The following is a 14160-nucleotide window of genomic DNA, read 5'->3' as shown; positions in this document are numbered from 1 at the left end:
AACCATAACAACTAATTCTGCCTTGTAAATCACCTTAAACTTTAGTGACTTTTGTCACCTAATTGTAAAAAAAATCACTTATTTAAAAGCTCTTAAAAATATGAGTATATTTGATTTTATTTTATATTAAATAATGAAAACTTTATTCATAAATATTAAAGAGTTAATTCAGGTTGAAAACAAACCCAAAGCATTTGTTTCAGGAAAAGAAATGAGTACATTACCTACTTTAAAAAATGCCTATTTATTAATTGAAAATTCAATTATAAAAGATTTTGGGGAAATGCAGTTTTTGAAAGAATTTAATGCAGCTAAAACTGTTGATGTAAAGGGTAAAATGATACTTCCAACCTGGTGCGATAGCCATACTCATATTGTGTTTTCAGGAAATAGAGAACAAGAATTTGTTGATAGAATTAAGGGGCTTTCATACGAAGAAATTGCAGCTAAAGGTGGAGGCATTTTAAATTCAGCAAAACAATTACAAAACACTTCTGAAGAAGATTTATATAAACAATCTGCCAAAAGATTAGAAGAAGTTATGAAGCTTGGAACTGGTGCAATTGAAATTAAATCCGGTTACGGTTTAACTAAAGAAGCTGAACTAAAAATGCTAAGAGTAATAAAAAAATTAGATGCTAATTATCCAATTACAATAAAAGCTACTTTTTTAGGTGCACATGCCTTACCAAGAACATTTAAAACTAATAAAAGTGCTTATTTAGATATGGTTATTAATGAAATCCTTCCAATTATAGCAAAAGAAAATTTGGCTGATTTTATTGATGTTTTTTGTGAAACAAACTATTTTTCAGTAGATGATACGGAGCGCATTTTAAAAGCAGGTAGTAAATATGGGTTAATTCCTAAAATTCATGTAAATCAGTTTACTGCAATTGGTGGAGTTCAGGCTGGGATAAAATACAATGCACTTTCTGTTGATCATTTAGAAGCAATGAGACCACAGGATATTGAAGCCTTAAAAAACACTAAAACAATGCCTGTTGCACTGCCTTCCTGTTCCTATTTTTTGGGTATTCCTTATACTCCTGCAAGAAAAATGATTGACGCTGGTTTACCATTAGCCTTGGCATCTGATTATAATCCTGGTTCTACTCCATCAGGAAATATGAATTTTGTAATTTCTACTGCATGTATTAAAATGAAAATGACTCCTGAGGAAGCTATTAATGCTGCAACTATAAATGCTGCTTATGCAATGGGTTTAAATAAAACACATGGAAGTATCTCTATTGGAAAAAAAGCCAATTTTATTATTACAAAAGAAATACCTAGTTATGGTTTTATTCCATATTCCTTTGGAAATCATCAAATAGAAAAAGTTTTTATTGAAGGATTAGAAATTTAATTACTTTTTTTCCTTTTGAAAATTTTATTAAAAAAAGATTGTTTTTCAACCTCTGTATAACCGTTAGAATACTTTCCGTAACCTCCATATCCGTACCCGTATCCATAGCCGTATCCATAACCATACTTTGTTTTAATTTTAAAATCATTAAGTACAATGCTTACCTTAGAAATTGCCGCTTTTTTATATTTTTCATTAATAATTTTAAGCATTCCTTTTTGCGAATAGTTTTGTCTTAACACATATATTGTAGAGTCTGCATATTTTAAAAGCTCAAGCGCATCACTCACCAAGCCAATTGGCGGAGTATCTAAAATTATATAATCATAATCTTTTTTTAGTGTATTTATCAATTCTTCAGTAGCTGAATTAATCAGTAATTCAGATGGATTTGGAGGTATTGGACCCGATGTAATAATATCTAAATTTGGAATCTTAGATTTCTGAATAATATTGGAAATACTTTCTTCTGCAATTAAATAATTAACAACTCCTTTATCGTTTGTTAATTCAAAATCTCCAAATATTTTTGGTTTCCTTAAATCCAATCCAACTAAAATTGTTTTTTTTCCACCCAAGGCAAAAACTGTAGCCATATTTATGGAAATAAATGTTTTACCCTCACCACTAACCGAAGAAGTAACCACAACTGTTTTAGATTTATCTTTTATACTTCTATCAAACAAAAATTGAATATTAGAACGCAAAGCTCTAAAAGATTCGGCAACGGTAGATTTTGGTTTTAAAAATACCGCTAAATTATTAACTGCTGTATTTTTTCCAATTACACCTAAAACTGGTATTGGAGTTAATCGCTCTATATCTTCTGCTGTATGAATTTTATTATCAAATATTTCTTTCGCAATTATAACAAATAAAGGTAAAATTATTCCTAAAAGCAGTGCAATCATATAATTAAAAGGCTTTCTCGGCAAAATTGCACCTTGACCAGTATCTTTTGCAGAATCTAATACAGAAATGTCTGAAACACTTGCTGCAATTGCAATATCAGCTTCGTAACGCTTTTGCATTAAAAAAACATAATTTGATTCTGTTAAACTATATTTTCGCTGGTAATTTAATAGTTTTTGCTCTTTATTTGGAAGTTTAGTAAGCTGATAATTATAAGAATTTAGCCTTTCTTTACTGTTATTTAAACTTATTAAGGTTGCTTGTTTTAACGAATTTAAATTCTCAAGCAACACATTTCTAGTTGTTTCTATTTCTTCATTGTTTAATTTTAATGAAGGATGATTTGCTGTAACTTCATTTGAGAGTTTTTCATTTTGAATTGAGAGTTTTGTCAACTCACCAACCATTCCTGAAATTGAAGCGTCTTCAATATTTATAATTGCAGGAGCAGGAATTTTTGAGTAATTATTATTGTTTTTAATATAAGATTCAAGATTTTCAAAGTACTCTATTCTATCTAATAACTGATTTTGTAATTTATCCAAACCTGTAGTTTGTGAAAAAATTTCACCTCCCTGAGCTGATAAATTGTAAATTGAATTTTGCTTTTTAAATTTTTCAATATTTTTTTCAATAAATTTTAAGGTATCAGAGGTATTTTTAAATTGTGCATCAATAAATTCTTTGGTACTTCTTGCATAGTTTGTTTTTTGTTCCAGCTCAACTTCAGCTAACACCTGTACCGTCTTATTTAAAAAATCAACAATTCTATTTTTATTTGAACCTGTTAATGAAAGTTCAATTAATGAAGTTCCGGACAATCCTTTTGCACGAATATTTTTATATTTACTTGTAACATTATTTAATGAATTCAATTTAATATAAAATATTTTTGAATCTCCAACTTTTATAAATTCATCTTTTAAAATTTGAGCTTTTAAAAATGGTAAATTAATATATTCATCAAAGGAATAGGATTTTGAAAAATTAAACGCATCGGGATAAAACTTTTTTACAGTCTCATCTTTATAATTTATTAAATTATAGTCTGCCTCTGAATCAAATTCAACGGATAAATTAAAACTATCTTCATTGGTGAATTCAATTTTAATTAAACTATTTAATAATTGGTATTGATTTGGCTGCAGTTTTATTTTAAATGGTGTTTCTTTATAAACATCCTCATTTCTAAAGCGACCTTCCTTTAAATAATCTATATAAAAATCCAACTCTCTAATTACATTTTCATTATGAAATCTGGAGGTTAACGATTTCCGAATAGATTCTACTTTATCACTAACACCACCCCAGTTAAATGCAATATTTGTTCCTGTTGAAAATAATGGATTTTGCTTTTCTTTTACCTCAATAGTTGTTGATAAACCGTAAATTTTTTCAGAAGAAATATTAAAATAATACGCTATAGATAATGCTACTAATATTGCTAATACAAACCATTTCCAATTAGAAATTATACGAATTAAATAATCTTTTATATCTGAAATATGTTCACTTGTATTTTCGCTAAAACTAAATTTATTATCCATTTTAATTATTATAAATTTTTAACTAATAATACAGAACTTACTAAAAAAGATAAAATTGTAACTGCAGTTGTAAAAGTTTGAAATCCGGTAGTTCCTGTTCCCCAAGACTTTTGTTTTAATGGTGCTACATAAACAATATCATTAGGTTGTAAGTAAAAATTTTCAGAATCAAATATTTCAATTTTAGTATAATCTAATTTATATTTTTTTACACCATCAATTGTTTTTCTAATAATTGTAACAGCTGTTCTATTTCCAAAAGGAGTTATTTCACCTGCATTTGAGATAGCATCAATTATAGATACTTGGTTTTGTGCTAAATTAATAGAGCCTGGCGAACCAACTTCACCTGTTACAACAAAATTAATTCCAGCTAATTTTACAGTTACAAAAATTAGTTCTGGGTTTTTAAAAAACTTTCCTAATTCAATTTCAATTTTTTCTCTAACTTCTTTTTCAGTATAACCTAATACATTAACATCGCCCAAATAAGGAATTCTTATATTTCCGTGTCTATCAACAGAATACCCAGTAAAATATAAATTTTGCCCTTGGTTTGCAGAGCTTGATGAGTTTCCAGCACTTGTTTTAAACATTGAAACAATTTCAGGGTTATTTGCTTTAATATCTATAAATAAAACATCATTTATTTGTAACCTATAAGGCTCATTATTTAATTTATACATTTCTGTTTTGCTAATTGGCTCACCTTGAAAATAAGTTGTTTGTTTAGTTGATATACAAGATGAAAGCAAACCTAAAAATAATAAGCTCAAAAAAAGTTTCTTCATAAAAATAATATTGTGGACAAGACAAATATAATTTTTAATAGCGTATTAAAATAATTTTTCGGCTATTTTCGCATTAAATTGTAATGTATATGTGGTTTCAAATAAAGTCCTATTTTTTATTTTTAATAAAGTCAACAAACAAACACGGAGTTCATTCTCCATTTGTATTCAATTTAGTAACCAAATGCTTCAATGCAAAAACGAATTCTCAAAAATTAAAACAAATAAACAGCATTCGAAATTATTTTTATAAAAATAAAACTAGCATTGTAGTAAATGACTTTGGAAAAGGGTCTAAAATATTTAAATCTGAAACAAGAAAAATTGCAAAAATTGCAAAAATTGCTGGTATTAATAAAAAACGTGCAGCTCTTTTAATAAGAATTGTTGAATATTTTAATCCAAACACCATATTGGAATTAGGAACTTCTATAGGTTTAGGAACAGCCGCGTTAAGTTTAGGGAATCCTAATTCTAAAATTACAACTATTGAAGGATGTAAAAATACGGCTAAAGTGGCTCAGGAAATGTTTAGGGAATTCAATATTTCAAACATTAAACTAGTTAATAACGATTTTAATATTTGTTTACCTTCAATTTTAAAAGAAAATACTTTTGATTTAATTTATTTTGATGGAAATCATCAAAAAGAAGCTACTTTATTTTATTTTAACCAATGCTTATCATCAATTCATCCTAATTCTATTTTTATTTTTGATGACATAAATTGGTCTAAAGAAATGCAAGAAACTTGGAAAAAAATTAAAAACCATCCTAAGGTAACTGTAACTATAAATACTTATTTTTGGGGAATTGTTTTTTTTAGAACCGAACAGGCAAAACAACATTTTACAATTAGAGTTTAAACTTTTAAATTATGAAAATTTATACTAAAACTGGAGACAAAGGAAAAACTTCCCTTTTTGGAGGTACAAGAGTCCCTAAATATCATTTACGCATTGAAGCATACGGAACGGTAGATGAACTAAACTCCTATATAGGTTTAATAAGAGATCAAAAAATTGATTCACACACCCATAAAATTTTACTTACAATTCAGAATGAATTATTTACACTTGGTGCTATGTTAGCAACTCCACCAGAAAAAGAAACTTTAAAAAGTGGTAAAGAACGATTAAATATAAATAAAATTAATACAAATTCAATTACACTTTTAGAAGTTGAAATTGATAAAATGAATGAAAGTTTACCTCCAATGACTAATTTTATTTTACCTGGAGGACATACAACTGTGTCATTTTGTCATATTGCACGTTGTATCTGCCGAAGAGCAGAAAGAATCTGTACGCAATTAAGTGATGAAAGCAGTATTAATGAACAAATTATTGTTTATTTAAATAGACTTTCTGACTACCTTTTTGTACTGGCACGAAAATTGACTATTGATAATCAAGCTCAAGAAATCCCTTGGATTCCAGAGAAAATAAAATAAGTTCTTTTTATTAGTGAAAAAAAGCAAGAAATAGCTTGGATTTTTGAGTAAAAAAATTATTTTTGCAAAAAATTTAATACAAAAAGATTATGTATTGGACATTAGAATTAGCATCCTATTTATCAGATGCACCTTGGCCAGCAACAAAAGACGAGTTGATTGATTATGCAATTAGAACAGGAGCTCCATTAGAAGTTGTTGAAAATCTTCAAGAAATTGAAGATGCAGATGAAAATTTTGAATCTATTCTTGAAATTTGGCCAGATTATCCTTCCGAAGATGATTATCTCTGGAATGAAGATGAATATTAAAAAAATCAAAATTCAAAAAAAGCCTCTATCTATTGAGGCTTTTTTTTGTTTTTAACTATAATTTAAACATATTTTAAGCTTTTTAAAATTTAAATATTTTAAATTCGCTTACTAAATAATTATGAAAATAACACATACCTTAACTAAAGGTAAATAATATAAATTGATACATTAAAAGATGAGTATAATAAATTCAGTTCTAAAAGTATTTGTTGGAGATAAAAAGAAAAGTGATTTAAAATTGTTGCAACCTATTGTAAAAAATGTTGCTTTATTTGAATCCGAAATTTCTAATTTAACAAATGATCAATTAAGAGCTAAAACCCCCTATTTTAAAGAAAAAATAGCTGAAGCTACCAGTGAATTTACTATTAAAATAAATCAACTACAAGAAGAAGCCCACGAAGCTAATGTTGATAGAAAAGAAGAAATTTATTCAGAAATTGACGAGTTAGAAGACGCTTCTTATGAAGCTTCAGAAAAAATATTAACCGAAATTATGCCCGAAGCATTTGCGGTTGTTAAAGAAACTGCAAAACGATTTACTGAAAATGATAGCATTAGTGTAACAGCTACTCCATTTGATAGAGAACTTTCTGCAACAAGAGACAATATAATTCTCGAAAATGAAAAAGCCACTTGGTTAAATACCTGGGATGCTCAAGGAAAACAAGTTACTTGGGATATGATTCATTACGATGTGCAGCTTATTGGTGGTACAGTTTTACACCAAGGAAAAATTGCTGAAATGATGACAGGTGAAGGTAAAACCTTGGTTTCAACGCTTCCTGTTTATTTAAATGCACTATCTGGCAAGGGTGTACACGTTGTAACTGTTAATGATTATTTAGCAAAACGTGATGCTGCCTGGATGGGACCAATATTTGAATTTCACGGTTTAAGTGTTGATTGTATTGATCATCATCAACCAAATTCAGATGCGCGTAGAAAAGCCTATAATTCTGATATTACTTATGGTACAAACAATGAATTTGGTTTTGATTACTTACGTGATAATATGGCGCATTCACCAAACGATTTGGTACAAAGACCACATAATTACGCTATTGTAGATGAGGTGGATTCAGTTTTAATTGATGATGCTCGTACACCGTTAATTATTTCAGGAGCAACGGCAAACGCAGATCGACATGAGTTCAACGAATTAAAACCTAGTGTTGATAAAATTGTATCTATTCAACGAAATTACCTTACAGGTGTTTTAGCTGAAGTTAAAAAATTGATTGCTGAAGGAGATACAAAAGAAGGAGGTTTTTTACTACTAAGAGTTTACAGAGGTTTACCAAAAAGTAAAGCATTAATTAAGTTTTTAAGTCAGGAAGGTATTAAACAATTGCTGCAAAAAACTGAAAACTTCTATATGCAAGATAACAATCGTGAAATGCCTAAAATTGATGAGGAATTATATTTTGTGATTGATGAAAAAAACAATTCAATTGAATTAACCGATAAAGGAATTTCATTCTTATCAGGTGATGATGGAGATGATAGTTTCTTTATTTTACCCGATTTAAGTACTGAAATTGGACATATTGATAGTAGTAACTTATCTCCGGAAGAAAGTACTGCAAAAAAAGAAGAATTATATAGAGAATTCAGTATAAAAAGTGAACGTATTCATACAATGAATCAACTATTAAAAGCATATACACTTTTTGAAAAAGATGTGGAATATGTAATAATGGAAGATAAAATTAAAATTGTTGATGAGCAAACCGGGCGTATTATGGATGGGCGCCGTTATTCAGACGGATTACACCAAGCAATTGAAGCCAAAGAAAATGTAAAAATTGAAGCAGCAACACAAACATACGCAACTGTTACACTTCAAAATTATTTTAGAATGTACCGTAAATTAAGCGGTATGACAGGTACAGCTATTACTGAAGCAGGTGAATTTTGGGATATTTATAAATTAGATGTTGTTGAAATTCCAACAAATGTACCATTAATGCGTGATGATAGAGAAGATTTAATTTTTAAAACTAAAAGAGAAAAATACAATGCTGTAATTAATGAAATTGAAAAATTAGTTAATAATGGTCAACCTGTTTTAGTTGGTACTACTTCTGTTGAAATTTCTGAATTATTAGGAAGAATGCTTTCAATCAGAAAAATTAATCATAACGTATTAAACGCAAAATTACATAAAAAAGAAGCCGATATTGTTGCCGAAGCTGGTAATCCTGGTGTTGTTACAATTGCTACTAATATGGCAGGGCGTGGAACGGATATTAAATTATCTGATGCAGTAAAAGCTGCTGGAGGTTTGGCTATTATTGGTACGGAACGTCATGATTCTCGTCGTGTTGACCGTCAGTTACGTGGTCGTGCTGGTCGTCAAGGAGATCCGGGTTCTTCTCAATTTTATGTTTCTCTTGAAGATAATTTAATGCGTTTGTTTGGATCAGAACGAATTGCAAAAATGATGGATAGAATGGGCTTGCAAGAAGGCGAAGTTATACAACATTCTATGATTACCAAATCTATTGAAAGAGCACAACGCAAAGTTGAAGAAAATAATTTTGGTGTTCGTAAACGATTGTTAGAATATGATGATGTTATGAACTCTCAACGTGAAGTTGTTTATAAACGTCGTCGTCATGCATTATATGGAGATCGTTTACAAGTAGATATTGTAAATATGGTTTATGATACTTGCAGCTCTCTTGTTCGTGAAAACAAACTTACAAATGATTACCAAAATTTTGAATTTGAATTGATTCGTTTTTCATCTACTTCTTCACCTTTTTCTGAAGAAGAATTTAAAAACCTTTCAGAACAAGACCTTACTGATCAACTTTTTGATATCGTTTATAAACATTATAGAGAAAAATTAGAAAGAAGCGCAAAAGCTGCGTATCCAGTTATTAAAGATGTTTATGAAAATCAAGGTGATAAATACGAACGTATTGTAGTGCCTTTTACGGATGGAACAAAAGAGTTAAAAGTAGTTACTAATTTAAAAGAAGCTTATGAAAGTGAAGGAAAAGGCTTAGTAACAGATTTTGAGAAAAATATTACATTAGCAATTATTGATGATACTTGGAAAGATCATTTAAGACAAATGGATGAATTAAAACAATCGGTTCAAAATGCTACCTATGAGCAAAAAGACCCGTTATTAATTTACAAATTTGAATCTTTTGAATTGTTTAATGGTATGCTTGATAAAGTAAATAAGGAAGTACTATCTTTCTTATTTAAAGGTGAATTACCTTCACAAGATGCCAATCAAGTTTCGCAAGCAAGAGAACAAAAACGAGAAAAAGTTCAATTAAGTAAGGAAGATTATAAAAGTCCTACTGAAGGTACTCAAACAAACCAAACTCAGCAACAACAAATTGTTGAAACTATTGTTCGAACTGAGCGTAAAATTGGTAGAAACGAAAAAGTTACCATTAAAAATGTGATGAGTGGTGAAAATAAATCGTTAAAATACAAACAAGCTATTCCATTAATTCAAAAAGGGGAATGGGTTGTTGTTGACGAATAAACCACTTTTAAATATAATTTAAAGAGCAAACACCTTAAAAGAACCAAGTATATACTTGGTTTTTTGGTTTATAAATAATTGCTATAATTTCAAAAAATACAGAAAAAGAGGTTGTTTTAAAAGTGAATTTTAAAGTCACATTAGCTTATCGAAATATAGTAACTTGGTTATTACTAACAATCGGTTTCGACAAGCTCAACCTGGCAAACAATAATAAATAACACTTTTAAAATAGCCACCTTTTTTATTTTATAAATAATTATAAGAAAATTTCAAAAAAATACTTAACTATAAAACCTAATAAATATCATAATTTAAATTGATAATCCTCATTGTGAAGATTTAACTGCAGTTATAATTTTAATTAACAAAACTAAGGCATAATTGTATGCTTAATTATTAATTAAAAAATTATAGAATTATGAAAAAAATAATTATTGGTTTATTAGTTTTTGGATTTGCCTTCCAATCTTTTGCTCAGATAAAAACTGAAAAATTATCTGAAGTTGTAATTTCAGCAACAAATTACAAGTATTTAAATAAAGTAGGACTTGAAAATGTTGATGTTGATGTTACTATGCTAGAACAAAAAGTAGCTAGTTTTGATTTAAAGAATGCAGAGTTTTATCGAGATGATTATGATACCTATTCTGTAGACTTTTATATACCAGACGGGCATATTTTAGCTGCGTATGACAAAGACGGAAACATACTACGTACTGTTGAAAAATTTAAAGATGTTGCTTTACCTCGTGAAGTTATTGAATCAGTAGCTAAAGAATATCCAAACTGGGTATTTAAAAAAGACAGCTATTTGGTAAACTATCACGATCAAACAGGAAATATCACTAAAAAATATAAAATTACTTTAGAAAATGGTGATAAACGTATTAGAATTAAAACCGACGCTGAAGGAAACTTCTTGTAAACTCAAATATAGAGCTGTCAAATAAAGGCAGCTCTAATCTTTCTTATTCTCTAAAATTTAAAAATGATTAAGTATCGTTATATAATACTTTTATTATTATTTATTAGTTGTCATACTACCAAGATTACAAATAGTTGGAAAAACGATTCATACAAAAACTATCAACCAAAAAAAGTATTGGTTCTTGGCATTACTCCAAATAAAGAGGCACGTGATTTTTATGAAAAAAATTTAACATTTGAGTTAAATAAAAGAAATATTCGGGCTTATGAAGGCTTTAATATATTAGAGCCAGACTTTTTAAATTTAAATCAAGCTGAACAAGAAATTGAAAATGAAGTTGAAGAACTAATCGAGTTGGGTTTTGACACTGTACTTTTAGCAACAGTAAAAGGTTTTGAAGAAAGAATCCCTTTTGATGGTAATATTTTTAAAAATAATGATTCCTTTTACGGATTTGAGAATTATTATTTTCTAAATCAAGATATTTATAATGATAGGGATTATTTCAAAAAATATAAAGTATTCCACTTAGAAGTTTCCTTATATAATATTTCGAATAAAAACCAAAAAAAATTGGTTTGGTTAGCTACTTATGATATTGTTGATCCTAAAAAAATAAAAAACACCATTAAAAAATGCATTAGTAAAATATTAAAATCCCTTGAAAAAGAAGGAATAATCCCTTTAATTAATTAGTTGTTTTATACCATAAATATTTTTTAAACTAATTGTATCTCCTTGCTTATTTATATTCAATAAATCATACCTAATATTCACTTTTGTATTAATGGGTGCATAATAATAAATTACCCAGGCATCGCCTTCTTTTGTCCCAATACAACCATTAGAATAGGCTTTATTTAAAGTTTTAGGATTTGTGGTTGGGTGTATTAACTGACCATTTCTAACTCCATTTATTTCGGTTACCAACCAAGGAATTTGAGGAAGTTTTGTTATTTTATCATCATCTCTTCGTGTTACAAAATATTGGCGTCCATTTGCTGGATTGTAATAATCAGGGTTTTTAACATGGTCAACTATTTTACCAATACCGTTTATTGTTTTTAAATTAGTAACCCTATCCCCCATTTTTAAATATTTTCTTTCATTACGCCCAACTCTAATTGGAAATTCATAAAGCAGTAATGAATCCTGAAATATTCGAAGCTTATACTCTGGAATATTTATATCTAAAAAAGTGCTGCTAAACGTTTTAATAAGTTTTTCAATTTCTAAAGAATCAGGTATTAAAATTTTAATTCCTTTCCTAAGCACAATCAACTCTTTTTGGTTATACACAAACGAGTCTTTTTCCATCATTGTGTAGTAATCTGTATTTAACAAAGTATCAATTATCCAAGGATTATAACGCACCAAAATATGTTCAGTTAACGGTAAATTACTTTTATTATTTATACTTTTAATAAGCGAATCTAAATAATTAAAATAGTTTTTAATTTGAATGTTTCTTGTTACTAAAACTGATTTAAAAGAATCTAATTTTGTATAATTTCTACCTAAATTATTAGGTATTAAATTTTTATTGACCGATTTCAAAATAAATGTCGAAAACAACAAAATAAAAACAACACTTTTTAATATCATTTTAAAGGAAATCATCTCAATTTTATTTAATAATAGTTAACCCTAAACCCATATTAAAGTTATTTTAAAAAAAATAGTTATTAAATAATGGATATCATTTTTCAATATTTTTAAAGACCTTAAAATTGATGAATATCATTTTCAAAAGAGGATTTGCACCTTAAATTTGATTAGTGCCTTTTGACTAAAACCTCTTTTATGGATATTTTACTTAAAATAGTAGAAAATACTAAGATTTTTTTAACGGAAATTGGCGAATTATCACTTTTTGCAAAACGTTTTTTTAAAGAAGTTTTTACAAGACCTTTTGAATTTAAGGAATTATTAATTCAAGGTTATAAAATGGGCAACAAATCGTTGCTATTAGTTGGAGTTACAGGTTTTATTTTGGGGTTGGTTTTCACCCTACAATCCAGGCCAACATTAATGGAATTTGGCGCAGAATCTTGGATGCCATCAATGGTTAGCATTTCAATTGTAAGAGAACTTGGGCCTGTAATAATTGCACTTATTTGTGCTGGTAAAATTAGTTCAGGTATTGGTGCAGAACTTGGCTCAATGCGGGTTACAGAACAAATTGATGCAATGGAAGTTTCAGGTACAAATCCGTTTAAATACTTAGTAGTAACGCGAATTTTAGCGGCAACATTAATATTACCCTTATTAATTATTTTTGGAGATGCTATAGCACTCTTTGGCTCTGCAATTGTTGAAAATTTAAAAGGAGATGTTTCTTTTCAACTCTATTTTAATAAAGTTTTTAATGCCTTAAAATTCTCTGATTTAATTCCAGCTACTTTAAAATCATTCTTCTTTGGTTTTGCCATAGGATTGGTGGGTTGTTTTAAAGGTTATAATTGTAAGAAAGGAACTGTTGGTGTTGGTGAAGCCTCTAATACTGCTGTAGTTTATGCTTCCATGTTATTGTTTATAATTGATTTTATTGCAGTGTTTATTTCTGACATTTTTTTTGAAATTTAAAAATGAAAAATGAAAACAACATAGTGCCCATTTTAAAAATTCAAAACTTAAAAAAAAGTTTTGGCGATAACCATGTACTTAATGGTTTTTCTATGAATTTATACGAAGCTGAAAATTTGGTTTTAATGGGAAAATCAGGTTCTGGTAAATCTGTAATGATAAAATGCCTTGTAGGCTTAATGCAACCCGATTCCGGAAGTATTGAAATAATGGGAAAAGATATTACCAAACTAACGCAAAAAGAAATGAATAACATACGTACAGAAATTGGATTTCTTTTTCAGGGTAGTGCTTTATACGATTCTATGACTGTGCGTGAAAATTTGGAGTTTCCCCTGCGAAAATTTCCTGAATATGTTAGTAAAAGTGAAGCATTAGTAATAGAAGCATTAGAAAGTGTTGGGTTAAAGAGTGCAATTGATTTAATGCCTGAGGAACTTTCTGGTGGAATGAAAAGAAGAGTTGCACTAGCAAGAGCCATAATTCTTAGACCAAAAATAATAATATATGATGAACCTACAACTGGTTTAGATCCTATAACAGCAAAAGAAATTATACAGTTAATGAAAGGGATTCAACTTAAATTTAAAACATCATCTCTTATTATTACACACGATGTTGATTGTGCCAGAGTAATTTCGGATAGAATGATTTTATTGATTGACGGAATTAATTATATAGAAGGTACTTTTAAAGAACTCTTAAATTCAAAAGATAAAAAAGTACAAGAATTTTTTAAATAG

The 14160-nt window shown here is 28.5% G+C and carries 12 protein-coding genes; 9 read left to right on the top strand and 3 right to left on the bottom strand.

What is annotated here, in order from left to right; all coding sequences use genetic code 11:
* Positions 1–133: 133 nt before the first annotated feature.
* On the top strand, positions 134–1369 hold the full coding sequence (hutI, locus tag BX611_RS05720) for an imidazolonepropionase (protein WP_115879095.1): 1236 nt from the start codon (positions 134–136) through the stop codon (positions 1367–1369).
* Here the strand turns inward: hutI and BX611_RS05715 are convergent.
* Both BX611_RS05715 and BX611_RS05710 read right to left on the bottom strand, forming a co-directional pair.
* Positions 1366–3828, bottom strand: coding sequence for a GumC family protein (locus tag BX611_RS05715; RefSeq protein ID WP_115879093.1), 2463 nt, complete (start codon positions 3826–3828; stop codon positions 1366–1368). The genes hutI and BX611_RS05715 overlap by 4 nt on opposite strands.
* A gap of 8 nt (positions 3829–3836) precedes the next feature.
* Positions 3837–4619, bottom strand: a complete 783-nt coding sequence (locus BX611_RS05710; RefSeq protein ID WP_115879091.1) for a polysaccharide biosynthesis/export family protein — start codon at positions 4617–4619, stop codon at positions 3837–3839.
* A gap of 89 nt (positions 4620–4708) precedes the next feature.
* Here BX611_RS05710 and BX611_RS05705 point away from each other — a divergent pair, with 89 nt between their 5' ends.
* The 6 genes from BX611_RS05705 to BX611_RS05680 all read left to right on the top strand — a co-directional run bounded on the left by BX611_RS05705 (position 4709) and on the right by BX611_RS05680 (position 11527).
* Positions 4709–5485, top strand: a complete 777-nt coding sequence (locus BX611_RS05705) for an O-methyltransferase (protein WP_115879089.1) — start codon at positions 4709–4711, stop codon at positions 5483–5485.
* An 11-nt stretch (positions 5486–5496) separates the two neighbouring features.
* Positions 5497–6072, top strand: a complete 576-nt coding sequence (locus BX611_RS05700; RefSeq protein ID WP_115879087.1) for a cob(I)yrinic acid a,c-diamide adenosyltransferase — start codon at positions 5497–5499, stop codon at positions 6070–6072.
* 89 nt (positions 6073–6161) lie between these two features.
* The gene (locus BX611_RS05695) at positions 6162–6383 is read left to right on the top strand and encodes a DUF2795 domain-containing protein (RefSeq protein ID WP_089376785.1); all 222 of its coding nucleotides are present in this window, start codon (positions 6162–6164) and stop codon (positions 6381–6383) included.
* A gap of 178 nt (positions 6384–6561) precedes the next feature.
* The gene (gene secA / locus BX611_RS05690; protein ID WP_115879085.1) at positions 6562–9900 is read left to right on the top strand and encodes a preprotein translocase subunit SecA; all 3339 of its coding nucleotides are present in this window, start codon (positions 6562–6564) and stop codon (positions 9898–9900) included.
* A gap of 421 nt (positions 9901–10321) precedes the next feature.
* A complete protein-coding gene (locus BX611_RS05685) occupies positions 10322–10828 on the top strand; it encodes a nicotinate-nucleotide adenylyltransferase (protein ID WP_115879083.1) in 507 nt (168 codons plus the stop codon).
* A 63-nt stretch (positions 10829–10891) separates the two neighbouring features.
* Positions 10892–11527, top strand: coding sequence for a hypothetical protein (locus BX611_RS05680; RefSeq protein ID WP_115879081.1), 636 nt, complete (start codon positions 10892–10894; stop codon positions 11525–11527).
* Here the strand turns inward: BX611_RS05680 and BX611_RS05675 are convergent.
* Positions 11516–12436: a L,D-transpeptidase gene (locus tag BX611_RS05675; RefSeq protein ID WP_162879977.1), complete on the bottom strand. Its 921-nt coding sequence runs from the start codon at positions 12434–12436 to the stop codon at positions 11516–11518. The two genes, BX611_RS05680 and BX611_RS05675, sit on opposite strands and share 12 nt — an antisense overlap.
* A gap of 198 nt (positions 12437–12634) precedes the next feature.
* Here BX611_RS05675 and BX611_RS05670 point away from each other — a divergent pair, with 198 nt between their 5' ends.
* Together BX611_RS05670 and BX611_RS05665 are read left to right on the top strand one after the other, a co-directional pair.
* Positions 12635–13417, top strand: a complete 783-nt coding sequence (locus tag BX611_RS05670; protein ID WP_115880437.1) for an MlaE family ABC transporter permease — start codon at positions 12635–12637, stop codon at positions 13415–13417.
* A 2-nt stretch (positions 13418–13419) separates the two neighbouring features.
* Positions 13420–14160 (top strand): ABC transporter ATP-binding protein, encoded by a 741-nt coding sequence (locus BX611_RS05665; RefSeq protein WP_115879077.1) that lies wholly within the window; start codon positions 13420–13422, stop codon positions 14158–14160.

The sequence above is a fragment of the Lutibacter oceani genome (assembly GCF_003384935.1).
GTDB lineage: Bacteria > Bacteroidota > Bacteroidia > Flavobacteriales > Flavobacteriaceae > Lutibacter > Lutibacter oceani.
This window is presented reverse-complemented; position numbering and strand designations above follow the sequence as displayed.

Excerpts from the sequence above, each read along its gene's own strand:
- hutI (WP_115879095.1), top strand. The coding sequence starts at position 134 with ATGAAAACTTTATTCATAAATATTAAAGAGTTAATTCAGGTTGAAAAC.
- BX611_RS05705 (WP_115879089.1), top strand. The coding sequence starts at position 4,709 with ATGTGGTTTCAAATAAAGTCCTATTTTTTATTTTTAATAAAGTCAACA.
- BX611_RS05700 (WP_115879087.1), top strand. The coding sequence starts at position 5,497 with ATGAAAATTTATACTAAAACTGGAGACAAAGGAAAAACTTCCCTTTTT.
- BX611_RS05665 (WP_115879077.1), top strand. The coding sequence starts at position 13,420 with ATGAAAAATGAAAACAACATAGTGCCCATTTTAAAAATTCAAAACTTA.
- secA (WP_115879085.1), top strand. The coding sequence starts at position 6,562 with ATGAGTATAATAAATTCAGTTCTAAAAGTATTTGTTGGAGATAAAAAG.
- BX611_RS05675 (WP_162879977.1), bottom strand. The coding sequence starts at position 12,436 with ATGATATTAAAAAGTGTTGTTTTTATTTTGTTGTTTTCGACATTTATT.
- BX611_RS05670 (WP_115880437.1), top strand. The coding sequence starts at position 12,635 with ATGGATATTTTACTTAAAATAGTAGAAAATACTAAGATTTTTTTAACG.
- BX611_RS05715 (WP_115879093.1), bottom strand. The coding sequence starts at position 3,828 with ATGGATAATAAATTTAGTTTTAGCGAAAATACAAGTGAACATATTTCA.
- BX611_RS05680 (WP_115879081.1), top strand. The coding sequence starts at position 10,892 with ATGATTAAGTATCGTTATATAATACTTTTATTATTATTTATTAGTTGT.
- BX611_RS05695 (WP_089376785.1), top strand. The coding sequence starts at position 6,162 with ATGTATTGGACATTAGAATTAGCATCCTATTTATCAGATGCACCTTGG.
- BX611_RS05685 (WP_115879083.1), top strand. The coding sequence starts at position 10,322 with ATGAAAAAAATAATTATTGGTTTATTAGTTTTTGGATTTGCCTTCCAA.
- BX611_RS05710 (WP_115879091.1), bottom strand. The coding sequence starts at position 4,619 with ATGAAGAAACTTTTTTTGAGCTTATTATTTTTAGGTTTGCTTTCATCT.